Raw genomic sequence first — 23,528 nt, 5'->3', positions numbered from 1 at the left:
CCCGGCCAGGACGCTCAGCCGATGTCCGGCGGGTCGATCCGCAGGCGCACCGGGTCGCCGCCGCCCCGGGACAGCCGGGAGGCCTGGGCGGCCTTGAGGGCCGCGGCGAGCGCCGCGCCGCTGCCCGGCGGGACCCGTACGAGCGCCCGCTCCCAGCGCTCGCCCACCGGTGGATCGCCGGGCCGGCGCGGCCGCCCGGGGTCGGCCACCGGCAGCGGCACCGGGCCCAACACCTGTGCCTCGGGCGGCAGTTGGGCGGCCTTGAGGAAGGCTTCGACCGCTTCGGGGCGTCCGATGGCCTCGGCCATGCGGGAGACCGGGGGGAAGTTGAGCTCGGCCCGCTCGGCCAGCTCGCGCAGGGCGTGGCCGACCGGGTCCCAGCGGACCAGTGCCTGTACGGGACGCAGGGTGGGCTCGGCGACCACGACCACGGTGCCGCCCTCGTCCTGCCCGCGCACCAGCGAGGAGGCCGAGATCCAGCGCCGCAGCGCCTCCTCGCCGGCCCGGATGTCGGGCCGGCTGAGCATGGCCCAGCCGTCGAGGAGCAGCGCCGCCGCATAGCCGCCCTCGGCGACCGGCTCGGCGCCGGGGGTGGACACCACGAGGGCGGGCTGCCCGGGCACGCTGTCCAGGATGTGGTCACGCCCCGAGGTGCGCACCGGGACGGCGGGAAAGGCCCGGCCGAGCTCCTCGGCGGTGCGCCGGGCGCCGACGATCTGGGCGCGCAGCCGGTTCGCCCCGCACTCCGCGCAGTGCCAGTCGCTCTCCGCCGTCCCGCACCAGGCGCACGTCAACTCCCGCTCGTCCGGCGCCTGGAGCGGGCCCGCGCACCTCTCGCAGCGGGCGGGCGTACGGCAGCGGGCGCAGGCGAGCCTGGGTGCGTAGCCGCGCCGGGGCACCTGCACGAGGACGGGGCCGCTCTTCAGCCCCTCGCGCACGGCCTTCCAGGCCAGGCTCGGCAGGCGAGCCGCCCGGGCCGCCTCGTCGCGTGCCAGCTCGCCGTCGCCGACGGTACGCACCAGTGGGGCGGCGGCCCGGACCACCGCGCGGTCGGCGACCAGCGGCGCGGCCCAGCCGCTCTCCACCAGCTGGGCGGCCTCGACCGTGCAGCTCGTACTCCCCAGCAGGAAGCCGCACTTGTCGTGCGCGGCGCGCAGTTCGAGCACCTCGCGCACGTGCGGGAAGGGCGCGTTGTCGTCGCTGTGGCTGGAGTCCCCGTCCTCCCAGATCACGACGAGCCCCAGTTTCTCCACGGGTGCGAACATCGCGGCGCGCGTGCCGACCACGGCCCGCACGGCGCCGCGCCGCACCGCGAGCCACTGCCGGTAGCGCCGCTCGGGGCCCGACTCTGCGGTGAGCAGCGCGTGCCGGCCCTCGCCGAGCAGGGCGGTCAGCGCCGCGTCCACCCGGCCCGCGCTGCGCCCGTCGGGCACGACGACGAGGGCGCCGCGCCCCGAGGCGAGCGTCGCCCCGACGGCCCGGGCGATCTCCGTCGCCCAGTGCGGCCCGGGCAGCGCCGTCCACACCGCGCGGGGGGCGCCGCCGGTGCCCAACGCCCTGAGGAACGCGGGTCCTTGCTGGTACCGCTCCCAGGTCCCGGGCTCCGGCGGGGCCGGGGGCGGGGGCGGCTCGGGGGACGGCTTGGACTCGGCGCGGGCGTTCCTCGGCGGGACGGCGAGCTGCAGCACATCGGCGAGGCTGCCCGCGTACCGGTCCGCCACGGCCCGGGCGAGCGAGAGCATCTCCGTGCTGAGCACCCGCTCCGGCGAGACGACACCGGCCAGCGCGGCCAGCGGGCCCGCATAGTCCGACTCGGCCCGGCGCTCGACGAGGAACCCGTCGATGAGCCCGCCGCCCTCCCGGCGCCCGCCCCGCACATTGCGCGACCCCGCCCCGAAGCGCACCCGCACCCGCACCCCGGGCCGCGCGTCCGCGTCCAGCTCCTCGGGCACCGCGTAGTCGAAGAACTGGTCGAGGTGCAGCACCCCCTTGTTCACCACGACCCGGGCGACCGGCAGCTCCTTGGCGAGCGCCGCCCCCCGCCACGTCCGCGGCTTGGCCTTGGGCACCTTGGCCTTGCGCACCGTCTCCCGAATGAGCGCAAGCTGCTCGGGCCCCGCACCCTCGGCGCCCCCGCCCTGCCGTTCGTTCTCGCTGCTCACAGCCAAATTCCTACCAGACGGGACTGACAGCGGCGGCCGCCGGACGGCCCGGGAGCACGCAGGGGGCCCCGGACCGATCCCGGTCCGGGGCCCCCATGAGGTGCGGTGGCGGCTTACAGACCCGCGGCGGCGCGCAGCGCCTCCACGCGGTCCGTGCGCTCCCAGGTGAAGTCGGGGAGCTCGCGGCCGAAGTGACCGTACGCCGCGGTCTGGGCGTAGATCGGGCGCAGCAGGTCGAGGTCGCGGATGATCGCGGCCGGGCGCAGGTCGAAGACCTCGGTGATCGCGGTCTCGATCTTCTCGTTGTCGACCGTGTTGGTGCCGAACGTCTCGACGAACAGGCCCACCGGCTCGGCCTTGCCGATCGCGTACGCGACCTGGACCTCGCAGCGCGCGGCGAGGCCGGCGGCCACGACGTTCTTGGCGACCCAGCGCATCGCGTAGGCGGCCGAGCGGTCGACCTTGGACGGGTCCTTGCCGGAGAAGGCGCCGCCGCCGTGGCGGGCCATGCCGCCGTACGTGTCGATGATGATCTTGCGGCCGGTCAGGCCGGCGTCGCCCATCGGGCCGCCGATCTCGAAGCGGCCGGTCGGGTTCACCAGGAGGCGGTAGCCGTCGGTGTCCAGCTTGATGCCGTCCTCGACGAGCTGCTTGAGGACGGCCTCGACGACGAACTCGCGGATGTCGGGCGCGAGCAGCGACTCCAGGTCGATGTCGCTCGCGTGCTGCGTGGAGACGACGACCGTGTCGAGGCGGACGGCCTTGTCGCCGTCGTACTCGATGGTGACCTGGGTCTTGCCGTCGGGGCGCAGGTAGGGGATGGTCCCGTTCTTGCGGACCTCGGTCAGGCGGCGCGAGAGGCGGTGCGCGATGTGGATCGGCAGCGGCATCAGCTCGGGCGTCTCGTCGCAGGCGTAGCCGAACATCAGGCCCTGGTCGCCGGCGCCCTGCTTGTCCAGTTCATCGCCCTCTTCACCGGTGGCGGACCCCTCGACCCGCTTCTCGTACGCGGTGTCGACACCCTGGGCGATGTCCGGGGACTGGGCGCCGATGGACACCGAGACGCCGCAGGAGGCGCCGTCGAAGCCCTTCTTCGAGGAGTCGTAGCCGATTTCCAGGATCTTGTCGCGGACCAGCTGGGCGATCGGCGCGTACGCCTTGGTGGTGACCTCTCCGGCCACGTGCACCTGGCCCGTGGTGATGAGGGTCTCCACGGCGACGCGAGAGCTCGGGTCCTCGCGCAGAAGCGCGTCGAGGATCGTGTCACTGATCTGGTCAGCGATCTTGTCGGGGTGACCCTCGGTCACAGACTCCGAGGTGAAGAGACGACGGGACACAACGCTCCCTGGGGTTGCAGCGGCTGCTGGCTGATCATGGTAGGTCGCGCCGGGAGCTGCGCCCGGCTGCGGTTCCGAGACCAGTTTATCGGTCGGTTCTGCTCAATGGACCACGTGTCTCGCCACCTGGAGTCCGGAGATCTCCGGATCTGGTCGTTCCGGGGTCCCATATCCACCGCGGCGGACGCCCGGAAGGCCCCGGGCGTCGGGTCGGGCACGGTCACCGAGGCCCGCTCCGGTCTAGCCGAGACGCCGGCCCACCAGATCCCACACCGTGTCGGCGAGGGCTTCCTTGGGACCGTACGGCACCGGCGTCTCGGAGCCGTCGGCGCCGAGCACGACGGCCTCGTTCTCCTCGGAGCCGAACGTCTTGCGCTCACCGACCTCGTTGACGACGAGCAGGTCGCACCCCTTGCGCCGGAGCTTGAGACGGCCGTTGGCCAGCACGTCGTCGGTCTCGGCGGCGAAGCCGACGACCAGCTGGCCGGGCCGGGCCCGCTCGGCGGAGATCTCGGCGAGGATGTCCGGATTGCGGACGAGGGTGAGCGGGGCGGGCTCCTCGCCGTCCTTCTTCTTGATCTTCCCGGCGGCGTACGTCTCCGGCCGGAAGTCGGCGACGGCGGCCGCCATCACCACGGCGTCCGCGTCCGCCGCCGCCTTCAGCACGGCCTCGCGCAGCTGTACGGCGGTGCCGACGCGGACCACGTCCGCGCCCGCCGGGTCGGGAAGCCCGGTGTTGGCCTCGATCAGGGTGACCCTGGCCCCGCGTGCGACGGCGGTACGGGCGAGCGCGTAGCCCTGCTTGCCCGAGGAGCGGTTGCCGAGATAGCGGACGGGGTCGAGCGGCTCGCGCGTGCCGCCCGCGCTGACCACCACGTGCCGGCCGGCCAGATCCCGCTCGGCACTCCCCCGCGCGAGCACCCGGCGGCACACCTCGAACAGCTCGCCCGGGTCGGGCAGCCGCCCCTTGCCGGTGTCGACGCCGGTGAGCCGCCCGACGGCGGGCTCGACCACGACCGCGCCCCGGCGGCGCAGCGTCGCCACGTTCTCCTGGGTGGCGGGGTGCTCCCACATCTCGGTGTGCATCGCGGGCGCGAAGACGACGGGGCAGCGCGCGGTGAGCAGGGTGTTGGTCAGGAGGTCGTCGGCGAGGCCGTGGGCGGCCTTGGCGAGCATGTCGGCGGTGGCCGGGGCCACGATCACCAGGTCGGCGCCCTGTCCGATGCGGACGTGGGGCACCTCGTGGACGTCCGACCAGACCTCGGTCGAGACGGGGTGGCCGGAGAGCGCCGACCAGGTGGCCGCCCCGACGAAGTGGAGCGCGGAGGCGGTCGGCACCACCCGTACGTCGTGCCCCGACTCGGTCAGCCGGCGCAGCAGCTCGCACGCCTTGTAGGCGGCGATGCCGCCGCTGACCCCCAGTACGACCTTCGGCTTGGCCATCGAAAACTGCCTCTCCCCGCGCGCCTGATGCGTGTACGTACCCATGACACACCACAGGCCCGGCAGTCGCGCTGCCGGGCCTGTGGTGGAAACGATCTGTCGCCTACTGGGCGGGGCCCTCGATGGCCTCGGAGGTCAGCAGACCCGCGTTGATCTCGCGCAGCGCGATCGAGAGCGGCTTCTCGTGGACGTGGGTGTCCACCAGCGGGCCGACGTACTCGAGCAGGCCCTCACCGAGCTGCGAGTAGTACGCGTTGATCTGGCGGGCACGCTTGGCCGCGTAGATCACCAGGCTGTACTTCGAGTCGGTTGCCTCGAGGAGCTCATCAATCGGAGGGTTGATGATGCCCTCGGGCGCGGTAATGGAAGAGGACACTCTCTGCCTTCCGATGGGGATCGAAGATGTGAGCCGGATCATGCGAGTCGGACCGACGTCGGGTGAATGACGTCATACGACTCGATCAAACAACTCGCATCAAGGCTAGCAGCTCGCGGGCCACGTCCTCGACCGAGGTGTTGACGAGCGTCGTATCGAACTCCGCCTCGGCGGCCAGTTCGACCTTCGCGGCGGCGAGCCGGCGCTCGATGACCTCGGGCGCCTCGGTGCCCCGGCCGGTGAGCCGGCGGACCAGTTCGTCCCAGCTCGGCGGCGCGAGGAAGACGAGCTGCGCCTCGGGCATCGACTCGCGGACGAGCCGGGCGCCCTGGAGGTCGATCTCCAGGAGGACGGGCTCACCCGCTTCGAGCCGTTCGAGGACGGCCGTGCGCGGGGTGCCGTAGCGGTTGCCCGCGAACTCGGCCCACTCGAGCAGTTCGCCGTTGGCGACGAGCTTGTCGAACTCCTCGTCGTCGACGAAGAAGTACTGCACGCCGTGGCGCTCGCCGGGCCTCGGCTTGCGGGTCGTCGCCGACACCGAGAGCCAGACCTCGGGGTGGACCTTGCGCATATGAGCGACGACCGTGCTCTTGCCGACCCCGGAGGGGCCGGAGAGCACGGTCAGCCGCGGACGTGCGTCCGGGGGTACGGGGGTGGTCCCCCGGGGTGTTGCTGCCATGCGGCGATTATTCCAGCTTCTCGGGTATGCCCGAGACGTCAGGCCCCGGAGCCGCCGAACTCGCGCTCAAGGGACGCGATCTGGTTGGAGCCGAGCCCCCGCACGCGGCGGCTCTCGGAGATCCCGAGCCGCTCCATGATCTGCTTGGCGCGGACCTTGCCCACGCCGGGCAGGGACTCAAGGAGGGCGGAGACCTTCATCTTCCCGATGACGTCGTTCTCCTGGCCCGACTTGATGACCTCGTGGAGCGAGGCGCCGGAGTGCTTGAGTCGATTCTTGACCTCGGCCCGCTCCCGGCGAGCCGCGGCGGCCTTTTCGAGCGCGGCTGCGCGCTGTTCAGGGGTAAGGGGCGGAAGAGCCACGCCTACGTCACCTCGGATGTCGAACTGTCGGATACGGACCGGTGAGGAACCTAATCGCCCCACACCAGGCGAGCAACGAACAACGCACTCGCGCACGTGCTCGTCTGCTCTCGTCGGAGACTAGCGGCCAAGGCCGCTCCAGTCAGCGAGAACAGACGAAAAGTCCTGGTCAGCCTCAGCCGACCAGGACTTTTCGGACAAAACACCCCGGTTTTGGGTAAGGAAATTGTCAACGTTCGGTGTCCGGGCACCGCACGGCCTCCCGCGACCGGCGGTTTCCCCGTTCCGCGCGCCGCCCGGCGGCCGTCGTCGCATGTCGGCCGGGTGTCCGGAAATGCGCGGCGCCCCGGTGCGACGCAAGTCACACCGGGGCGCCGCCGCCGATCACGCCCGCGGGACCGCCGCGCGGACCTCGTCGGCGTAGCGGGCCGCGGCCTCGCGCAGGGCGCCGGCGTCCGGACCGTGGCGCAGCACGCCGCGGCTGACGCTGGGGACCACGTTGCGCACGGCGGAGCCGAACACGCCGGGCAGGTCGGCCGGGGTCGCGCCCTGGGCGCCGATGCCGGGGGCGAGCAGCGGGCCGTTGATGTCGAGGTCCACCCCGGCGTCGCCGAGCGTGGCGCCGACCACGGCACCGACCGAGCCGAGGGGCGAGGCGCCCGCGTTCTCGGCCTTCATGTGGTCCAGCATCAGCTGGGCGAGGGGACGGCCGTCGGCCGCGGTCGAGCGCTGGACCTCGGCGCCCTCCGGGTTGGAGGTCAGGGCGAGCACGAAGACGCCCGAGCCCGACTCGGCCGCGAGGTCGAGCGCCGGGCGCAGCGAGCCGAAGCCCAGGTACGGCGAGACGGTGACCGCGTCCGAGAACAGCGGGGAGGCGGGGTCCAGGTAGGTGGCCGCGTACGCCGCCATGGTGGAGCCGATGTCGCCGCGCTTGGCGTCCATCAGGACCAGCGCCCCGGCCGCGCGGGCCTCCTCGACCGCCTTCTCCAGGACCGCGACGCCGCGCGAGCCGAACCGCTCGAAGAACGCGGACTGCGGCTTGAGCACGGCCACCCGGTCGGCGAGGGCCTCCACGGTGATGCGGGTGAAGCGCTCCAGGCCCGCGATGTCGTCGTTCAGACCCCAGTCCGCGAGCAGGGAGGCGTGCGGGTCGATGCCCACGCACAGCGGCCCGCGGGTGTCCATCGCCTCGCGCAGTCGGGTACCGAAGGGGGTCATGCGGCGGCCTTCTTCCGGGTCTCGGCGCCGACGGCCTCGGCGAGGGTGGCGTACGGGGAGGTGGCGAGCCGGGCCGCGAGGCCCTTGTGGATCGCGCGGCCCCAGAAGGGGCCCTCGTAGATGAAGGCGCTGTAGCCCTGGACGAGGGTGGCGCCGGCGAGGATGCGCTGCCAGGCGTCCTCGGCGTTCTCGATGCCGCCGACGCCGATCAGGACGAGGCGGTCGCCGACGCGCGCGTACAGGCGGCCGAGGACCTCCAGGGAGCGCTCCTTGAGCGGGGCGCCGGACAGGCCGCCGGTCTCCTTGACGAGGCCGGCCGGGGACTTCAGGCCGAGCCCGTCCCGGGCGATCGTCGTGTTGGTGGCGATGATGCCGTCGAGGCCGAGCTCGACGGCGAGGTCGGCGACCGCGTCGATGTCCGCGTCGGCGAGATCGGGGGCGATCTTGACGAGCAGCGGGACGCGGCGGTCCGGGACGCTGCGGTCGGCGGCCTCGCGCACGGCGGTGAGCAGCGGGCGCAGCGACTCGGTGGCCTGGAGGTTGCGCAGGCCCGGGGTGTTCGGCGAGGACACGTTCACCACGAGGTAGTCGGCGTGCCGGGCGAGCCGCTCGGTCGACTTCACGTAGTCGGCGGCCGCCTCGGCCTCCGGGACCACCTTGGTCTTGCCGATGTTGACGCCGACCGTGGTGCGGAACACGGCCTTGCGGGCCGCCAGGCGCTCCGCCACGGCCGCCGAGCCCTCGTTGTTGAAGCCCATGCGGTTGATCAGCGCGCGGTCCGGCACGAGGCGGAACAGGCGCTTCTTCGGGTTGCCGGGCTGGGGCTCGCCGGTGACCGTGCCGATCTCGATGTGGTCGAAGCCGAGCATCGACATGCCGTCGATCGCGACCGCGTTCTTGTCGAAGCCGGCCGCGAGGCCGAAGGGGCCGTGCATGCGCAGGCCGAGGGCCTCGGTGCGCAGCTCCTCGTGGCGGGGCGCGAGCACGGCGGCGACGAAGGTGCGCAGGACGGGCACCCGGGCGGCGAGCCGGATCCAGCGGAAGGCCAGGTAGTGGGCCTGCTCGGGATCCATCCGCTTGAAGACGAGGTTGAAGAAGAGCTTGTACATGTTCGGTGTCCTCAGGGGCTCTTGGTGGGGGCTCATGAAGGAGGGGACTCATGAAGAGGGGGACACCGTTTCCGGTGTCCCCCTGCTTCCCCGTCTGCTAGTCGCGTGCCGCGATCAGGTGTTCCGCGTGTTCCTGGAGGGAACGCACCCCCACGTCACCGCGGTTGAGCGCGTCGATGCCCTGGACGGCGGCGGCGAGCGCCTGGACCGTGGTCAGGCAGGGCACGGAGCGGGCGACGGCCGCCGTGCGGATCTCGTAGCCGTCGAGCCGGCCGCCGGTCCCGTACGGCGTGTTGACGATGAGGTCGACCTCGCCGTCGTGGATCAGCTGGACGATCGTCTTCTCGCCGTTCGGGCCCTCGCCCTCGCTGAGCTTGCGCACCACGGTGGCGTTGATGCCGTTGCGGCGCAGCACCTCGGCGGTGCCGGAGGTGGCCATCAACTCGAAGCCGTGGGCGACCAGTTCACGCGCCGGGAAGATCATCGTGCGCTTGTCACGGTTGGCGACCGAGATGAACGCGCGGCCCTTGGTCGGCAGCGGACCGTAGGCGCCCGCCTGCGACTTGGCGTACGCGGTCCCGAACACCGAGTCGATGCCCATGACTTCACCGGTGGAGCGCATCTCCGGGCCGAGCACGGTGTCGACGCCGCGCCCGTGGACGTCGCGGAAGCGGCTCCACGGCATCACGGCCTCCTTGACGGAGATCGGCGCGTCCAGCGGCAGGGTGCCGCCGTCCCCGGCCTTCGGCAGCATGCCCTCGGCGCGCAGCTCGGCGATGGTGGTGCCGAGCGAGATGCGGGCGGCGGCCTTCGCGAGCGGCACCGCGGTCGCCTTCGAGGTGAAGGGGACGGTGCGCGAGGCACGCGGGTTGGCTTCGAGGACGTACAGGATGTCGCCCGCCATGGCGAACTGGATGTTGATCAGTCCGCGGACGCCGACTCCCTTGGCGATGGCCTCGGTCGAGGCCCGCAGGCGCTTGATGTCGAAGCCGCCGAGCGTGATCGGGGGCAGCGCGCACGCCGAGTCGCCGGAGTGGATGCCGGCCTCCTCGATGTGTTCCATGACGCCGCCGAGGTAGAGCTCGGTGCCGTCGTAGAGGGCGTCCACGTCGATCTCGATCGCGTCGTCGAGGAAGCGGTCGACCAGGACCGGCCGGGTGGGGCTGATCTCGGTGGACTCGGCGATGTACGAGGCGAGCCGCTCCTCGTCGTACACGATCTCCATGCCGCGTCCGCCGAGCACGTACGACGGACGTACGAGGACCGGGTAGCCGATCTCGTCGGCGATGGCCTTGGCGCCCTCGAAGGTGGTGGCGGTGCCGTGCTTGGGCGCGGGCAGGCCGGCCTCGGCGAGCACGCGGCCGAAGGCGCCGCGGTCCTCGGCGGCGTGGATGGCCTCGGGCGAAGTGCCCACCACCGGGACGCCGTTGTCCTTGAGCGCCTGCGAAAGACCCAGCGGGGTCTGGCCGCCGAGCTGGACGACGACGCCCGCGACCGGGCCCGCCAGGGTCTCGGCGTGCACGATCTCCAGGACGTCCTCGAGCGTGAGCGGCTCGAAGTACAGGCGGTCGGAGGTGTCGTAGTCCGTGGAGACGGTCTCCGGGTTGCAGTTGACCATCACGGTCTCGTAGCCCGCCTCGCTCAGCGCGAAGGAGGCGTGGACGCAGGAGTAGTCGAACTCGATGCCCTGGCCGATGCGGTTGGGGCCCGAACCCAGGATGATCACCGCGGGCTTGGTGCGCGGCGCGACCTCGCTCTCCTCGTCGTAGGAGGAGTAGAAGTACGGGGTCTTGGCGGCGAACTCGGCGGCGCAGGTGTCGACCGTCTTGTAGACCGGGCGCACCCCGAGGGCGTGCCGGACCTCGCGGACGACGTCCTCGCGCAGGCCGCGGATGTCGGCGATCTGGGCGTCGGAGAAGCCGTGCCGCTTGGCCTCGGCGAGCAGCCCGGGCTCGAGCTTCTCGGCGGCGGCCAGCTCGTCGGCGATCTCCTTGATGAGGAAGAGCTGGTCGACGAACCAGGGGTCGATCTTCGTGGACTCGAAGACCTCTTCCTGGGTGGCGCCCGCGCGGATCGCGTACATGACGGTGTTGATGCGTCCGTCGGTCGGCCGCTTGGCCTCTTCGAGCAGGACGTCCTTGCTGCCGACCGGGCCTGTGAAGTCGAACTGCGAGCCCTTCTTCTCCAGGGAGCGCAGCGCCTTCTGGAGGGCCTCGGTGAAGTTCCGGCCGATCGCCATGGCCTCGCCCACCGACTTCATGGTGGTGGTGAGGGTGGAGTCGGCGGAGGGGAACTTCTCGAAGGCGAAGCGCGGGGCCTTCACCACGACGTAGTCGAGGGTCGGCTCGAAGGAGGCCGGCGTCTTCTCGGTGATGTCGTTGGGGACCTCGTCGAGGGTGTAGCCGATGGCGAGCTTGGCCGCGATCTTGGCGATCGGGAAGCCGGTGGCCTTCGAGGCGAGCGCGGAGGACCGCGAGACGCGCGGGTTCATCTCGATGACGATGACGCGGCCGTCGTCGGGGTTGATCGCGAACTGGATGTTGCAGCCGCCGGTGTCGACGCCGACCTCGCGGATGATCGCGATGCCGATGTCGCGCAGCCGCTGGTACTCGCGGTCGGTCAGCGTCATCGACGGGGCGACGGTGATCGAGTCGCCGGTGTGCACGCCCATCGGGTCGAAGTTCTCGATGGAGCAGACGACCACGACGTTGTCGTTCTTGTCGCGCATCAGCTCCAGCTCGTACTCCTTCCAGCCGAGGATGGACTCCTCGAGGAGCACCTCGGTGGTCGGCGAGAGGGTGAGGCCCTGGCCGGCGATGCGGCGCAGCTCCTCCTCGTCGTGCGCGAAGCCGGAGCCGGCGCCGCCCATGGTGAAGGAGGGGCGTACGACGACGGGGTAGCCGCCGAGCTCGTCGACGCCCTTGATGACGTCGTCCATGGAGTGGCAGATGACCGAGCGGGCGGACTCGCCGTAGCCGATCTTCTCCTTGACGGCCGCGACGACACCCTTGAACAGGTCGCGGTCCTCGCCCTTGTTGATGGCCTCGACGTTGGCGCCGATCAGCTCGACGCCGTACTTCTCCAGGACGCCCTGCTCGTGCATGGAGATCGCGGTGTTGAGCGCGGTCTGGCCACCGAGGGTGGGCAGGAGCGCGTCGGGGCGCTCCTTGGCGATGATCTTCTCGACGAACTCGGGGGTGATCGGCTCGACGTACGTGGCGTCGGCGATCTCCGGGTCGGTCATGATCGTGGCCGGGTTGGAGTTGACCAGGATCACCCGCAGGCCCTCGGCCTTGAGGATGCGGCAGGCCTGGGTGCCGGAGTAGTCGAACTCGGCGGCCTGGCCGATGACGATCGGGCCGGAGCCGATGACCAGAACGGACTGGATGTCGGTGCGCTTAGGCACGCTCGGCCTCCATCAAGGTTACGAAGCGGTCGAAGAGGTACGCGGCGTCGTGCGGGCCCGCGGCCGCCTCGGGGTGGTACTGGACGCTGAAGGCCGGCTGGTCGAGCAGCTGGAGGCCTTCGACGACCTGGTCGTTCAGGCAGACGTGCGAGACCTCGGCGCGCCCGAAGGGCGTCTCGGAGACCTTGTCGAGCGGCGCGTCGACGGCGAAGCCGTGGTTGTGCGCGGTGACCTCGACCTTGCCGGTCGTGCGGTCCTGCACCGGCTGGTTGATGCCGCGGTGGCCGTACTTCAGCTTGTAGGTGCCGAAGCCGAGGGCGCGGCCGAGGATCTGGTTGCCGAAGCAGATGCCGAACAGCGGGGTCCTGCGCTCCAGGACCGCCCGCATCACGGCGACGGGGCCGTCGGCGGTGGCCGGGTCGCCCGGGCCGTTGGAGAAGAACACGCCGTCGGGGTTCACGGCGTACACGTCCTCGGCGGTGGCGGTCGCGGGCAGCACGTGCACCTCGATGCCGCGCTCGGCCATGCGGTGCGGGGTCATGCCCTTGATGCCGAGGTCCACGGCGGCGACGGTGAACCGCTTCTCGCCGATCGCGGGGACGACGTAGGTCTCCTTGGTGGCGACCTCGGCGGACAGGTTAGCGCCCTTCATCTGCGGGGCTTCCTTGACGCGGGCCAGCAGGGCCTCGTCGCGGACGCCCTTCCAGGCCTCGCCGGAGAAGATGCCGACGCGCATGGCGCCCCGCTCGCGCAGGTGGCGGGTGAGGGCGCGGGTGTCGATGCCGGAGATCCCGACGACGCCCTGCTTGACGAGCTCGTCGTCCAGGGTGCGGCGCGAGCGCCAGTTGGACGGGAGGCGGGCGGGGTCGCGCACGACGTACCCGGCGACCCAGATCCGGCCGGACTCGGGGTCCTCGTCGTTCACACCGGTGTTGCCGACGTGCGGGGCCGTCATCACGACGACCTGGCGGTGGTACGACGGGTCGGTGAGGGTCTCCTGGTATCCGGTCATGCCGGTGGAGAACACGGCCTCGCCGAAGGTCTCCCCCACGGCCCCGTAGGCGCGGCCGCGGAAGATGCGGCCGTCCTCCAGGACGAGTACGGCGGGAGCTTTGGCGGCTCCCCGGGTGGAGGTGGTCATCGTGCGGCGCCTTCCGTCGTGGTGGGTGGTGCGGAGATCTCGGTCATGGAGTTGATGGCTTCGACCCAGGCCGGGTGCTGTTCGGCCCGGTCGGAGCGGAAGCCCGAGTCGATGAGCTTGTCGCCGTGGCTCCAGGTGACGACGAGCAGGCCGCCCTCGGTGAGGACCTTGCCCGCGATGCCCTTGTCGAGCCGGGCCTCGCGCAGCTGGGCGGCCGGGACGAAGAAGTCGTTCGCGCCGGGGCGTACGACCTCCAGACCCGCGTCCGTCAGGGTGAGCTCGGCCTTGCTGCGGACGCCCAGGCCGTGCGCCACGATGCGGTCGAGCCACTGCCCGGCGGTGGTGGAGCCGTGGTAGCGGCCGCTCAGCTCCAGTTTCGCCTCGCCGGGCGTCTCGGGCGCGGTGGGGAGGTCGGGCAGGTCGGCCTGGAGGCGGCCGCGCCACTGCCAGCCCTGGCGCATCAGCCAGTAGACGAGCGCCACGAACAGCGCGAGTCCGACGAGCCAGCCGATGCGTCCGCCCCAGTTGGTCACCTCGGCGGACTTCTCCTCGGCGGCCAGATTGATCAGTGATGCGTACGTCACGCCAGCTTCCCGTCCACGACCGTTGCCCGGCCCCGCAGGAAGGTGTGGGTGATGCGCCCGGGCAGCTCGCGACCCTCGTAGGGGGTGTTGCGGCTGCGGGAGGCGAAGCCCGCGGGGTTCACCTCACCACGGTATGCCGGATCGACCAGGGTCAGGTTGGCGGGTTCGCCTGCCGAGACGGGGCGTCCGTGGCCGGTCGCCTGCCCGATCTCGGCGGGCTTGTGGGCCATGCGGTCGGCGACGCCGGCCCAGTCGAGCAGCCCGGTCTCGACCATCGTGTGCTGGACGACGGAGAGCGCGGTCTCCAGGCCGACCATGCCCATGGCGGCCGCGGCCCACTCGCAGTCCTTGTCCTCGTGCGGGTGCGGGGCGTGGTCGGTGGCGACGATGTCGATGGTGCCGTCCGCGAGGGCCTCGCGCAGGGCCAGCACGTCGCGCTCGGTGCGCAGCGGCGGGTTGACCTTGTAGACCGGGTTGTAGGAGCGGACCAGCTCGTCGGTGAGGAGCAGGTGGTGCGGGGTGACCTCGGCGGTGACGTCGATGCCGCGCGACTTGGCCCAGCGGACGATCTCGACCGAGCCGGCCGTCGAGAGGTGGCAGATGTGCACGCGGGAGCCGACGTGCTCGGCGAGCAGCACATCGCGGGCGATGACCGACTCCTCGGCGACGGCGGGCCAGCCGCCGAGGCCGAGCTCCGCCGACACGACACCCTCGTTCATCTGGGCGCCCTCGGTCAGGCGGGGCTCCTGGGCGTGCTGGGCGACGACGCCGCCGAAGGCCTTCACGTACTCCAGGGCGCGGCGCATGATCACGGCGTCGTGGACGCACTTGCCGTCGTCGGAGAAGACGGTGACCCCGGCGGCCGAGTCGTGCATGGCGCCGAGCTCGGCGAGCTGCTTGCCCTCCAGGCCGACGGTGACGGCGCCGATGGGCTGCACGTCGCAGTAGCCGGACTCCTTGCCGAGCCGCCAGACCTGCTCGACGACGCCCGCGGTGTCGGCGACGGGGAAGGTGTTGGCCATGGCGAAGACCGCGGTGTAACCGCCGCGTGCGGCCGCCTGGGTGCCGGTGAGGACGGTCTCGGAGTCCTCGCGGCCGGGCTCGCGCAGGTGGGTGTGCAGGTCGACGAGACCGGGCAGCAGGATCTGGCCCTCGGCGTCGACGACGGTCGCGTCCCCCGCGTCCAGGCCGGTGCCGACCGCTGCGATGGTCTCGCCGTCGATCAGGACGTCCTGGACGTCGCCGCCGAGGACCTTCGCACCACGGATCAGGATCTTGCTCATGGTTACTTGTTCTCCGAATCGGTGGGACGGGCGTGGCTGACGGCGGGCTCGTTGCCGCCGAGCAGCAGGTACAGGACCGCCATGCGGGTGTGGACGCCGTTGGCGACCTGCTCGACGACCGTGCAGCGGTCGGAGTCGGCGACCTCGGCGGTGATCTCCATGCCACGCACCATCGGGCCCGGGTGCATCACGATGCCGTGCTCGGGCATCTTGGCCATGCGCTCGCCGTCGAGCCCGTAGCGCCGCGAGTACTCGCGCTCGGTCGGGAAGAAGGCGGCGTTCATGCGTTCGCGCTGCACACGCAGCATCATCACCGCGTCGGACTTCGGCAGCACGGCGTCCAGGTCGTAGCTGACGTCGCAGGTCCAGTGGTCGACGCCGACCGGGAGCAGCGTCGGCGGGGCCACCAGGGTGACCTCGGCGCCGAGCGTGTGCAGCAGGTCGACGTTGGAGCGGGCGACCCGGCTGTGCAGCACGTCGCCGACGAGGGTGATGCGCTTGCCGGCCAGGTCCTGGCCGAGCGCGTCCCTGCCGACCAGGCGACGGCGCATGGTGAACGCGTCGAGCAGTGCCTGGGTGGGGTGCTGGTGGGTGCCGTCGCCGGCGTTGATGACCGGGGCGTCGATCCAGCCGGAGGTGGCGAGCCGGTAGGGGGCGCCGGAGGCGCTGTGCCGGATGACGACGGCGTCGACGCCCATCGCCTCCAGGGTCTGCGCGGTGTCCTTCAGGGACTCGCCCTTGGAGACCGAGGAGCCCTTGGCCGCGAAGTTGATGACGTCGGCCGACAGGCGCTTCTCGGCGGCCTCGAAGGAGATCCGGGTGCGGGTGGAGTCCTCGAAGAAGAGGTTGCAGATGGTCCGGCCGCGCAGGGCGGGGAGCTTCTTTATCGGCCGGTCGGAGACGCGGGCCATCTCTTCGGCGGTGTCGAGGATGAGCACGGCGTCGTCGCGGGTGAGGTCGGCGGCCGAGATGAGGTGACGCATCATCTGGGGGTTCTCCAGGTGTGGTGGAGGATTTGGGCGTGCGAGCGCGCAGAAGCAGCCCGTACGGGTCGGTGTGGGCCGTACGGGGGTGGTGGGAGCTACTGCTCGCCGGCCGGAGCGGTCTGCTTGACCCCGAGCAGCACGGCGTCGCGGCCGTCCTCCTCGGCGAGCTGGACCTTGACCGTCTCCCGCAGCGACGTGGGGAGGTTCTTGCCGACGTAGTCGGCGCGGATCGGGAGTTCGCGGTGACCGCGGTCGACGAGGACCGCGAGCTGGACGGCGCGCGGGCGGCCGATGTCGCCGAGCGCGTCGAGGGCGGCGCGGATGGTGCGGCCGGAGAAGAGGACGTCGTCGACGAGGACGACCAGGCGGCCGTCGACGCCGTCGCCGGGGATCTCGGTGCGGCCGAGCGCGCGGGCGGGCTTCATCCGCAGGTCGTCGCGGTACATGGTGATGTCGAGGGAGCCGACCGGGGTCTTGCGTCCGGTGATGCCTTCGAGCTTCACGGCCAGCCGCTCGGCGAGGAAGACCCCGCGGGTCGGGATGCCGAGGAGCACCACGTCGTCGGCGCCCTTGGCACGTTCGACGATCTCGTGGGCGATGCGGGTCAGGACGCGGGCGATGTCGGGGCCTTCGAGAACGGGCCGCGCCGCATCGGGGTGCGCCGGATCCTGCTGGTGGTGCGGGTGCTGCGTGTCCATATGAAACGGACCTCCTTCTCCGCCTCACGGGACGGACCTTAAAGGACGCCGGAATTGCGTCACCAACGGTACCAGGGCCCGGGACCCGCCCGACACCGGGTCGTCACCCGAACGGGTGAGCCGGGCCGGGGAATCGCCGTGACCTGTACGGCCCGCCGTACGCGGAGCCCGTCACTCCTGCGGGGCGGGGGTGTGGACCATTCGGCTTGACGCGGCCAAGTAACGCTGCGTAACCTCACAGTGAGTTACAGCCGCGCGGCGGAGCCGCACGTTGTCACAGCGTCCGGGGAGCTATATGTCCAGCGAATACGCAAAACAGCTCGGGGCCAAGCTCCGCGCCATCCGCACCCAGCAGGGCCTCTCCCTCCACGGCGTGGAGGAGAAGTCCCAGGGCCGCTGGAAGGCCGTCGTGGTCGGCTCGTACGAGCGCGGCGACCGCGCCGTGACCGTACAGCGCCTTGCCGAGCTGGCGGACTTCTACGGCGTTCCGGTGCAGGAACTGCTGCCGGGCACCACGCCGGGCGGGGCCGCCGAGCCGCCGCCGAAGCTGGTCCTCGACCTTGAGCGCCTCGCGCACGTGCCGCCGGAGAAGGCGGGCCCGTTGCAGCGTTACGCGGCGACCATCCAGTCGCAGCGCGGCGATTACAACGGCAAGGTCCTCTCGATCCGCCAGGACGATCTGCGCACCCTTGCCGTCATCTACGACCAGTCCCCCTCGGTGCTGACCGAGCAGCTGATCAGCTGGGGCGTCCTGGACGCGGACGCCCGCCGTGCGGTCGCCCACGAAGAGGGCTGACACCACTTCAGCAGAAACGTGCCGTCGGGCCCGTCGGGAGCACTCGCTCCCGGCGGGCCCGACGGCTTTCCGCGCGGCTTTCCGCCCGCGGCGCCCGAGCATGCCGAAGGGCCCGCAGCACGCGTCGTGCTGCGGGCCCTTCGAAGGCCTTGGGCCCCGCCGGGCGACTAGTCCCGGCGCAGGCTCGGCTTGAGGTCCTTGAAACGGGCGAGCAGGCCGTTGACGAAGGCCGGGGAGTCGTCCGTGGAGAACTCCTTGGCCAGCTGGACGGCCTCGTCGATGACGACCGCGTCGGGCGTCTCGTCCTCCCAGACCAGCTCGTACGCGCCGAGGCGCAGGATGTTCCGGTCGACGACCGGCATCCGGTCGAGCGTCCAGCCCACCGCGTACGTGGAGATCAGGTCGTCGATGCGGTCCACATGGCCCGCGTAGCCCTCGACGAGCTGCATCGTGTACTCGGCGACCGGCGGCTGACGGTCGTCGGACCGCGAGTGCCGCACCCAGTCCGCGAGGACCGTCTGCACGGACTCACCGCGCTGGTCGGCCTCGAAGAGGATCTGGAAGGCGCGCTTGCGGGCCTTGTTCCGGGCAGCCACGGTTAGCTGTTCACCCGGCCGAGGTAGTCGCCGGTGCGGGTGTCGACCTTGATCTTCTCACCGGTGGTGATGAAGAGCGGGACGCCGATCTCGTAACCGGTCTCCAGGCGGGCCGGCTTGGTGCCGCCGGTGGAGCGGTCGCCCTGGACGCCCGGGTCGGTGTGCTCGATGACCAGCTCGACGGCGGCGGGGAGCTCGACGTAGAGCACCTCGCCCTCGTGCTGGGCGACCGAGGCCGTGAAGCCCTCGATCAGGAAGTTGGCGGCGTCGCCGACAGCCTTGCGGTCGACCATCAGCTGGTCGTAGGTGCTCATGTCCATGAAGACGAAGTACTCGCCGTCCATGTACGAGAACTGCATGTCTCGGCGGTCGATGGTGGCCGTCTCGACCTTCACACCGGCGTTGAAGGTCTTGTCGACCACCTTGCCGGAGAGCACGTTCTTGAGCTTGGTGCGCACGAAGGCCGGGCCCTTGCCGGGCTTGACGTGCTGGAACTCGACGACGGACCAGAGCTGGCCTCCGTCGAGCTTGAGCACCAGGCCGTTCTTGAGGTCGTTCGTGGAAGCCACGGTTGCGGAATCTCCTGGACTGAAAGCTGGTGGACGACCGAGGGTACGTACACGGGGCACGTACGCGTGCTAGAGCGCTAGCAGCTCCTTGGTCGTGATGGTGAGTAGCTCGGGGCCGCCGTCCGCCTCGGGGCGTACGACGAGCGTGTCATCGATCCGGACGCCGCCCCGGCCCGGGAGGTGGACCCCCGGTTCGACGGTGACCGGCACGCAAGTGTCCAGTTTACCCATGGCTCCAGGTGCGAGCTGCGGCTCCTCGTCGATTTCGATCCCGACGCCATGTCCGGTGAGCGGTCCGAAGGCCTCCGCATGGCCCGCGGCGTCCAGCACCTGACGGGTCGCGCGGTCCACCGCGCGGTACTCGGCGCCCGGCAGGAGGGCCTCCCGGCCGGCCCGCTGGGCTGCGAAAACGGCGTCGTACAGCTCGATCTGCCAGTCCGCCGGGGTGGTGCCGATCACGAAGGTGCGGCCGATCTCGCAGCGGTATCCCCGGTAGGTGGCGCCCAGGCAGACCGAGAGGAAGTCGCCCTCCTCGACCCTGCGGTCCGCCGGACGGTGGCCCGCCCGGCCGGAGTTGGGGCCGGTGCCGACCGACGTCATGAAGGCGGGGCCGTCGGCGCCGTGGTCGACGAGGCGGCGCTCCAGCTCCAGGGCGAGGTGCCGCTCGGTGCGGCCCACCAGGATCGACTCCAGGAGCTCGCCCAGGGCCTGGTCGGTGATCTCGGCGGCGATGCGCAGACAGGCGATCTCGTCCTCGTCCTTGACCAGGCGGCGCTGTTCGACGGCGCCGCCCAGATCGCTCAGGAGCAGCCCGGGCGCCACCGAGCCGAGCGCGCGGTGGCGGGCCACGGAGAGGTGGTGCTCCTCCACGGCCAGCGAGTCCGCGCCGCTGGCCTGGGCGAGGTCGGCGGCCGCGACGGCGGGGTCACCGCCGGGGGCGGGCAGCACGATGAGCCGCAACTGCTCGTCCAGATGCCCCTCGATGAGGTCGCCGGACGGCGTGCGCGGGCACAGCAGGACGTCCTCGGCGGGGCCGAGCAACAGGACCGCGCCCGGCGGGGCACCGCCGGACAGATAGCGGACATTGGCCGGGCGGGAGACCAGGGCGGCCGCGCTGCCTGCGGCCGCGCAGCGGTCCCGCAGCCAGCCGCGGCGCACCGCGAACACCTCTGACATGCCCCGAGCGTATGAGCGGGGGCGCGGGTCGGCCGTCTCAGCGCGTCCGACCGGGGGCCGCCCCGGTAGTCGGTCCGTCCTCGTCCTCAATCGCCGGACGGGCTCGGGGGGCTGCTCCCCGGTTCTTCGGCCGCGGGCCGTCCCGGGCTGGTCGCGCAGTTCCCCGCGCCCCTGGCGGCACCGATGCGGGCCGGCGCCGGTTCCGTAAGGAGCGCGGGGCTGTGAGATCCGGACCCACACGATCCGCAGCCGGGGAACCGGGGAGCAGCCCCGAAGGGGCGCGAGGAACTGCGCGACCAGCCACACACGGCCCGCAGCCGAAAACCGGCCCCCTCAGGGGCGCGGGGAACTGCGCGAACGGCCCGTACGGCCCGCAGTCGACTAACCGCCCCCCGGACGGGAACGGCGCTACCAGCTCGGGGGGCTCGCGATCGTTCTGGCCAGGACGTCGTCCAGGAGGCGGGCCGTGGTGGGGACGTCGTACTGGGAGTTGTCGATGATCGGGAGGCCCGAGCCGTACCAGCCGGCCATGCGGCCGTGGATGCCCGCGACCTCCTCGTCCGAAAGCCGGCGGTTGCCGCTGCGCTCCGCGTTGCGCTCCAGGACGACTTCGAGGCCCGGCAGGAGCACGACCGGCAGCAGGCCCGGGCCCACGTGCCGCTTCCAGCCGCCGAGGCCGACGACCGGCCGGTCGGGGAAGACCGCGTCGTCGAGGATGCAGGAGATCCCGTTGGCCAGGAAGTTGCGCGCGGCGAAGCCGCAGGTGCGGCGGGCCAGGCGGTACTGGGCCTCGGAGTGGTCGTTCCAGCCCGACTGGGGGTCGGCGAACCCCGAGCACACCCACTCGCGTACGTCGTCGAGGCTGATGTGCGCGGTGGGCACCCGGCGGTGCTGCGCCCAGTACCGGGCCACGGTCGTCTTGCCGGCGCCCGCGGGGCCGATGAGCAGCACGGCGAGCGTGGTGGCGCCGGTCCCCTCGGGCGCCTGCGGCATCGGTACCGGGCCGCCGGGCGGCAGTGCGACGTGCCCGGTGGTGTCCCGGGACGGCGGCCGGGCCGAGGCGTGCTGGGGCGCGGGTCCCTGCCAGCCCTGGCCGGGCGGCTGTTGGGTGCCGGGGTGGTGCGGGGCCGGGGGCGACGGCGGGTGGGCCGGGAGCTGGGTGGCTCCGGGCCCGGGCTGGAACGGCGGGGTGCCCGGCGCGCTCGGCCTCAGCCGGGCGGTGCCCTCCGGCTCGACTCCCTGGGCCCAGTCGTGCGGGGGCTGCCCCGGGGCGTGGGGCGGCGGCAGCGGAGCCCCCCCTGCGTGCTGCATCCGGTGCCACTCCGTCTCGTACAGGCAACTGGCGCTGGTCGGGCGCCCGTCGTGCGGGGCGGCCCGGTGCAGAACCGTACCTCCCCCGGCCGCCACAGTGTGAACGGCCGGGGGGCGGCAACAGTGCCCCGTCAGCCGAGTTCGTCGGCCAGTTCGTCGGCGAGCGCGCGCAGCGCGAGCCGGTAGGAACCGATGCCGAAGCCCGCGACGGTACCGGTGGCGACGGGCCCGATCACCGAGGTGTGGCGGAATTCCTCACGGGCGTACGGGTTCGAGATGTGCACCTCGATGAGCGGCGCGGTGCGCTGGGCCGCCGCGTCACGCATTCCGTACGAATAGTGGGTGAAGGCGCCCGGGTTGATGACGACCGGAATTCGACCGTCCGCGGCCTCGTGCAGCCAGCGGATGAGCTCGCCCTCGTCGTTGGTCTCGCGTACCGAGACCTCGAAGCCGAGTTCCTTGCCGAGCCCTTCGCAGACCTCGACGAGGCCCGCGTAGGTGGTGGCGCCGTACACGTCGGGCTCGCGGGAGCCCAGGCGGCCCAGGTTGGGGCCGTTGAGGACGAACACCCGCCGGGTCACGCGGAGACCTCCCCGTAGGCGGCGAGCAGCACCGCCGGGTCCGGGCCCTCCAGGACGGTCGGCTTGGCGAGGCCGTCCAGGACGATGAAGCGCAGCAGGTTGCCGCGGGACTTCTTGTCCAGCTTCATGTTCTCCAGGAGCTTGGGCCACTGGTCGCCGCGGTAGGTGAGCGGCAGGCCGACCGACTCCAGGATCGCGCTGTGCCGGTCGGCGGTCGCGTCGTCCAACCGCCCTGCCAGGCGGCCGAGTTCGGCCGCGAAGACCATGCCGACGGAGACGGCGGCGCCGTGCCGCCACTTGTAGCGCTCGTTCTTCTCGATGGCGTGCGCGAGGGTGTGGCCGTAGTTGAGGATCTCGCGCAGACCCGACTCCTTCAGGTCGTTGGAGACCACTTCGGCCTTGACCCGGATGGAGCGCTCGATGAGCTCGGCGGTGTGCGGGCCCGCGGGGGTGCGGGCGCCTGCCGGGTCGGACTCGATGAGGTCGAGGATGGCCGGGTCCGCGATGAAGCCGGTCTTGATGACCTCGGCCATGCCCGACACGTAGTCGTGGACGGGCAGCGAGTCGAGCGCGACCAGGTCGCACAGCACGCCGATGGGCGGGTGGAAGGAGCCCACCAGGTTCTTGCCCTCGGCGGTGTTGATGCCGGTCTTGCCGCCGACGGCCGCGTCCACCATGCCGAGCACGGTGGTCGGCACCGAGATCCAGCGCACTCCGCGCAGCCAGGTGGCCGCGACGAAGCCCGCGAGGTCGGTGGTGGCGCCGCCGCCCACGCCGATGACGACATCGGTGCGGGTGAAGCCGGACTGGCCGAGCGCCTTCCAGCAGTAGGCGGCGACCTCGGCGGTCTTGGCCTCCTCGGCGTTGGGGACCTGGATGGCGATGGCCTCGTAGCCCTCGGCGGCGAGGTCCAGACGGATCGCGTCACCGGTGCCGGCCAGGGCCTCCGGGTGGATGATCGCGATCCGCTTCGCCTCGTCACCGACGAGCCCGGCCAGTTCGCCCAGCAGGTTGCGGCCGACGAGCACTTCGTAGGGGTCAGTGCCGGCGCTGCCGCCGACCTGGATCCGGGTGGGTGCCTGCTCCGTCATGCGTCCTTCAACTCCAGTGCGTCGAGGACCGCCTGGGCGACCTCTTCGGGGGTGCGCTCGTCGGTCGCGACGACCGCACGGGCCACTTCGGTGTACAGATGACGCCGCGCGTCCATCAGCTCGCGCCACTGCCGGCGCGGGTTGACGGCGAGCAGCGGCCGGGCGGTGTTCAGGCCGACGCGCTTGACCGCCTCCTCGACGTCCATCGAGAGATAGACGACGGGGTGCGGCGCGAGGAGCGCGCGGGTGTCGTCGTCGAGGACGGCACCGCCGCCGAGCGCGAGCACACCGGGGTGCTCGGCGAGCGCGGCGCGTACCGCGGCCCGCTCCAGGGCCCGGAAGTGCGGCTCGCCGTCCTCGATGAAGATGTCCGAGATGGGGCGGCCCTCGGCGGCCACGATGTCGGCGTCGGTGTCCCGGTAGGGCGCGCCGAGCCGCTCGGCGAGCAGCGCGCCCACGGTGGACTTGCCGGAGCCCATCGGCCCGACCAGGACGACCAGCGGTCCGTCGCTCACCGGATCTGGAGGTTGTCGAGGTAGGAGGTGATGTTGCGGCGGGTCTCGGGCACGCTGTCGCCGCCGAACTTCTCGGCGACCGCGTCCGCGAGGACGAGCGCGACCATCG

At 71.8% G+C, this 23,528-nt stretch carries 22 protein-coding genes; 1 reads left to right on the top strand and 21 read right to left on the bottom strand.

The features are described from left to right. Nucleotides 1-14: 14 nt before the first annotated feature. The 14 genes from ACFYZA_RS37130 to pyrR form a co-directional block, all read right to left on the bottom strand. On the bottom strand, nt 15-2,162 hold the full coding sequence (locus tag ACFYZA_RS37130) for a primosomal protein N' (RefSeq protein ID WP_388494788.1): 2,148 nt from the start codon (nt 2,160-2,162) through the stop codon (nt 15-17). Nucleotides 2,163-2,275: 113 nt separating this feature from the next. Beyond that, on the bottom strand, nt 2,276-3,499 hold the full coding sequence (gene metK, locus ACFYZA_RS37125; RefSeq protein ID WP_382596645.1) for a methionine adenosyltransferase: 1,224 nt from the start codon (nt 3,497-3,499) through the stop codon (nt 2,276-2,278). Nucleotides 3,500-3,739: 240 nt separating this feature from the next. Further along, on the bottom strand, nt 3,740-4,942 hold the full coding sequence (gene coaBC, locus ACFYZA_RS37120) for a bifunctional phosphopantothenoylcysteine decarboxylase/phosphopantothenate--cysteine ligase CoaBC (RefSeq protein WP_382596647.1): 1,203 nt from the start codon (nt 4,940-4,942) through the stop codon (nt 3,740-3,742). A 103-nt stretch (nt 4,943-5,045) separates the two neighbouring features. Further along, entirely contained in the window at nt 5,046-5,318 is a 273-nt protein-coding gene (gene rpoZ, locus ACFYZA_RS37115; protein WP_005319902.1) for a DNA-directed RNA polymerase subunit omega, read from the bottom strand. 85 nt (nt 5,319-5,403) lie between these two features. Continuing rightward, nucleotides 5,404-5,997: a guanylate kinase gene (gmk, locus tag ACFYZA_RS37110; protein ID WP_100577303.1), complete on the bottom strand. Its 594-nt coding sequence runs from the start codon at nt 5,995-5,997 to the stop codon at nt 5,404-5,406. A 38-nt stretch (nt 5,998-6,035) separates the two neighbouring features. Continuing rightward, on the bottom strand, nt 6,036-6,359 hold the full coding sequence (locus ACFYZA_RS37105; protein ID WP_053724505.1) for an integration host factor: 324 nt from the start codon (nt 6,357-6,359) through the stop codon (nt 6,036-6,038). A gap of 384 nt (nt 6,360-6,743) precedes the next feature. Beyond that, on the bottom strand, nt 6,744-7,577 hold the full coding sequence (gene pyrF, locus ACFYZA_RS37100) for an orotidine-5'-phosphate decarboxylase (protein WP_388494787.1): 834 nt from the start codon (nt 7,575-7,577) through the stop codon (nt 6,744-6,746). Continuing rightward, nucleotides 7,574-8,686, bottom strand: coding sequence for a quinone-dependent dihydroorotate dehydrogenase (locus tag ACFYZA_RS37095; RefSeq protein WP_382596653.1), 1,113 nt, complete (start codon nt 8,684-8,686; stop codon nt 7,574-7,576). The genes pyrF and ACFYZA_RS37095 overlap by 4 nt, the downstream gene beginning before the upstream one ends. 97 nt (nt 8,687-8,783) lie before the next feature. Then, the gene (gene carB, locus ACFYZA_RS37090) at nt 8,784-12,092 is read right to left on the bottom strand and encodes a carbamoyl-phosphate synthase large subunit (protein ID WP_382596655.1); all 3,309 of its coding nucleotides are present in this window, start codon (nt 12,090-12,092) and stop codon (nt 8,784-8,786) included. Continuing rightward, complete coding sequence (carA, locus tag ACFYZA_RS37085; RefSeq protein ID WP_382596657.1) at nt 12,085-13,233, bottom strand: glutamine-hydrolyzing carbamoyl-phosphate synthase small subunit; 1,149 nt, start codon at nt 13,231-13,233, stop codon at nt 12,085-12,087. The genes carB and carA overlap by 8 nt, the downstream gene beginning before the upstream one ends. Next, nucleotides 13,230-13,817, bottom strand: a complete 588-nt coding sequence (locus ACFYZA_RS37080) for a hypothetical protein (protein ID WP_382596659.1) — start codon at nt 13,815-13,817, stop codon at nt 13,230-13,232. The genes carA and ACFYZA_RS37080 overlap by 4 nt, the downstream gene beginning before the upstream one ends. After that, the gene (locus tag ACFYZA_RS37075) at nt 13,814-15,100 is read right to left on the bottom strand and encodes a dihydroorotase (RefSeq protein WP_382596661.1); all 1,287 of its coding nucleotides are present in this window, start codon (nt 15,098-15,100) and stop codon (nt 13,814-13,816) included. The genes ACFYZA_RS37080 and ACFYZA_RS37075 overlap by 4 nt, the downstream gene beginning before the upstream one ends. Before the next feature lie 2 nt (nt 15,101-15,102). Further along, on the bottom strand, nt 15,103-16,086 hold the full coding sequence (locus ACFYZA_RS37070) for an aspartate carbamoyltransferase catalytic subunit (RefSeq protein ID WP_382596663.1): 984 nt from the start codon (nt 16,084-16,086) through the stop codon (nt 15,103-15,105). Nucleotides 16,087-16,181: 95 nt separating this feature from the next. Continuing rightward, nucleotides 16,182-16,784: a bifunctional pyr operon transcriptional regulator/uracil phosphoribosyltransferase PyrR gene (gene pyrR, locus ACFYZA_RS37065; RefSeq protein WP_388494786.1), complete on the bottom strand. Its 603-nt coding sequence runs from the start codon at nt 16,782-16,784 to the stop codon at nt 16,182-16,184. Nucleotides 16,785-17,079: 295 nt separating this feature from the next. Here pyrR and bldD point away from each other — a divergent pair, with 295 nt between their 5' ends. Next, the gene (gene bldD / locus ACFYZA_RS37060; protein ID WP_014044812.1) at nt 17,080-17,580 is read left to right on the top strand and encodes a transcriptional regulator BldD; all 501 of its coding nucleotides are present in this window, start codon (nt 17,080-17,082) and stop codon (nt 17,578-17,580) included. 167 nt (nt 17,581-17,747) lie between these two features. On the opposite strand, the gene nusB is transcribed toward bldD, so the two are convergent. From nusB to ACFYZA_RS37025, 7 genes are all read right to left on the bottom strand, one after another. Then, entirely contained in the window at nt 17,748-18,176 is a 429-nt protein-coding gene (nusB, locus tag ACFYZA_RS37055; RefSeq protein ID WP_189962228.1) for a transcription antitermination factor NusB, read from the bottom strand. Between the two features lie 2 nt (nt 18,177-18,178). Then, complete coding sequence (gene efp, locus ACFYZA_RS37050; protein WP_382600208.1) at nt 18,179-18,745, bottom strand: elongation factor P; 567 nt, start codon at nt 18,743-18,745, stop codon at nt 18,179-18,181. 69 nt (nt 18,746-18,814) lie between these two features. Continuing rightward, nucleotides 18,815-19,921 carry a M24 family metallopeptidase gene (locus ACFYZA_RS37045; protein ID WP_382600210.1) on the bottom strand — a complete coding sequence of 369 codons (1,107 nt, stop codon included), beginning with the start codon at nt 19,919-19,921 and terminating at the stop codon, nt 18,815-18,817. Between the two features lie 408 nt (nt 19,922-20,329). Then, a complete protein-coding gene (locus tag ACFYZA_RS37040; RefSeq protein ID WP_388494785.1) occupies nt 20,330-21,232 on the bottom strand; it encodes a Pro-rich N-terminal domain-containing protein in 903 nt (300 codons plus the stop codon). Between the two features lie 131 nt (nt 21,233-21,363). Further along, nucleotides 21,364-21,813, bottom strand: coding sequence for a type II 3-dehydroquinate dehydratase (gene aroQ, locus ACFYZA_RS37035; protein WP_382600214.1), 450 nt, complete (start codon nt 21,811-21,813; stop codon nt 21,364-21,366). Then, nucleotides 21,810-22,904 carry a 3-dehydroquinate synthase gene (aroB, locus tag ACFYZA_RS37030; RefSeq protein WP_382600216.1) on the bottom strand — a complete coding sequence of 365 codons (1,095 nt, stop codon included), beginning with the start codon at nt 22,902-22,904 and terminating at the stop codon, nt 21,810-21,812. Before aroB ends, aroQ begins: the two co-directional genes overlap by 4 nt. Continuing rightward, nucleotides 22,901-23,419, bottom strand: a complete 519-nt coding sequence (locus ACFYZA_RS37025) for a shikimate kinase (RefSeq protein WP_382600218.1) — start codon at nt 23,417-23,419, stop codon at nt 22,901-22,903. Before ACFYZA_RS37025 ends, aroB begins: the two co-directional genes overlap by 4 nt. Nucleotides 23,420-23,528 lie beyond the last annotated feature (109 nt).

The sequence above is a fragment of the Streptomyces sp. NPDC001828 genome (genome assembly GCF_042892175.1).
Taxonomy (GTDB): domain Bacteria; phylum Actinomycetota; class Actinomycetes; order Streptomycetales; family Streptomycetaceae; genus Streptomyces.
Note: the sequence above shows the minus strand (reverse complement) of the source record. Positions and strands in the feature narration are given on the sequence as shown.

Coding starts and splice junctions, on each gene's coding strand:
- pyrR (WP_388494786.1), bottom strand. CDS start 16,784: ATGGACACGCAGCACCCGCACCACCAGCAGGATCCGGCGCACCCCGAT.
- ACFYZA_RS37040 (WP_388494785.1), bottom strand. CDS start 21,232: ATGCAGCACGCAGGGGGGGCTCCGCTGCCGCCGCCCCACGCCCCGGGG.
- pyrF (WP_388494787.1), bottom strand. CDS start 7,577: ATGACCCCCTTCGGTACCCGACTGCGCGAGGCGATGGACACCCGCGGG.
- ACFYZA_RS37045 (WP_382600210.1), bottom strand. CDS start 19,921: ATGTCAGAGGTGTTCGCGGTGCGCCGCGGCTGGCTGCGGGACCGCTGC.
- carA (WP_382596657.1), bottom strand. CDS start 13,233: ATGACCACCTCCACCCGGGGAGCCGCCAAAGCTCCCGCCGTACTCGTC.
- ACFYZA_RS37070 (WP_382596663.1), bottom strand. CDS start 16,086: ATGATGCGTCACCTCATCTCGGCCGCCGACCTCACCCGCGACGACGCC.
- coaBC (WP_382596647.1), bottom strand. CDS start 4,942: ATGGCCAAGCCGAAGGTCGTACTGGGGGTCAGCGGCGGCATCGCCGCC.
- ACFYZA_RS37095 (WP_382596653.1), bottom strand. CDS start 8,686: ATGTACAAGCTCTTCTTCAACCTCGTCTTCAAGCGGATGGATCCCGAG.
- aroB (WP_382600216.1), bottom strand. CDS start 22,904: ATGACGGAGCAGGCACCCACCCGGATCCAGGTCGGCGGCAGCGCCGGC.
- gmk (WP_100577303.1), bottom strand. CDS start 5,997: ATGGCAGCAACACCCCGGGGGACCACCCCCGTACCCCCGGACGCACGT.
- ACFYZA_RS37075 (WP_382596661.1), bottom strand. CDS start 15,100: ATGAGCAAGATCCTGATCCGTGGTGCGAAGGTCCTCGGCGGCGACGTC.
- bldD (WP_014044812.1), top strand. CDS start 17,080: ATGTCCAGCGAATACGCAAAACAGCTCGGGGCCAAGCTCCGCGCCATC.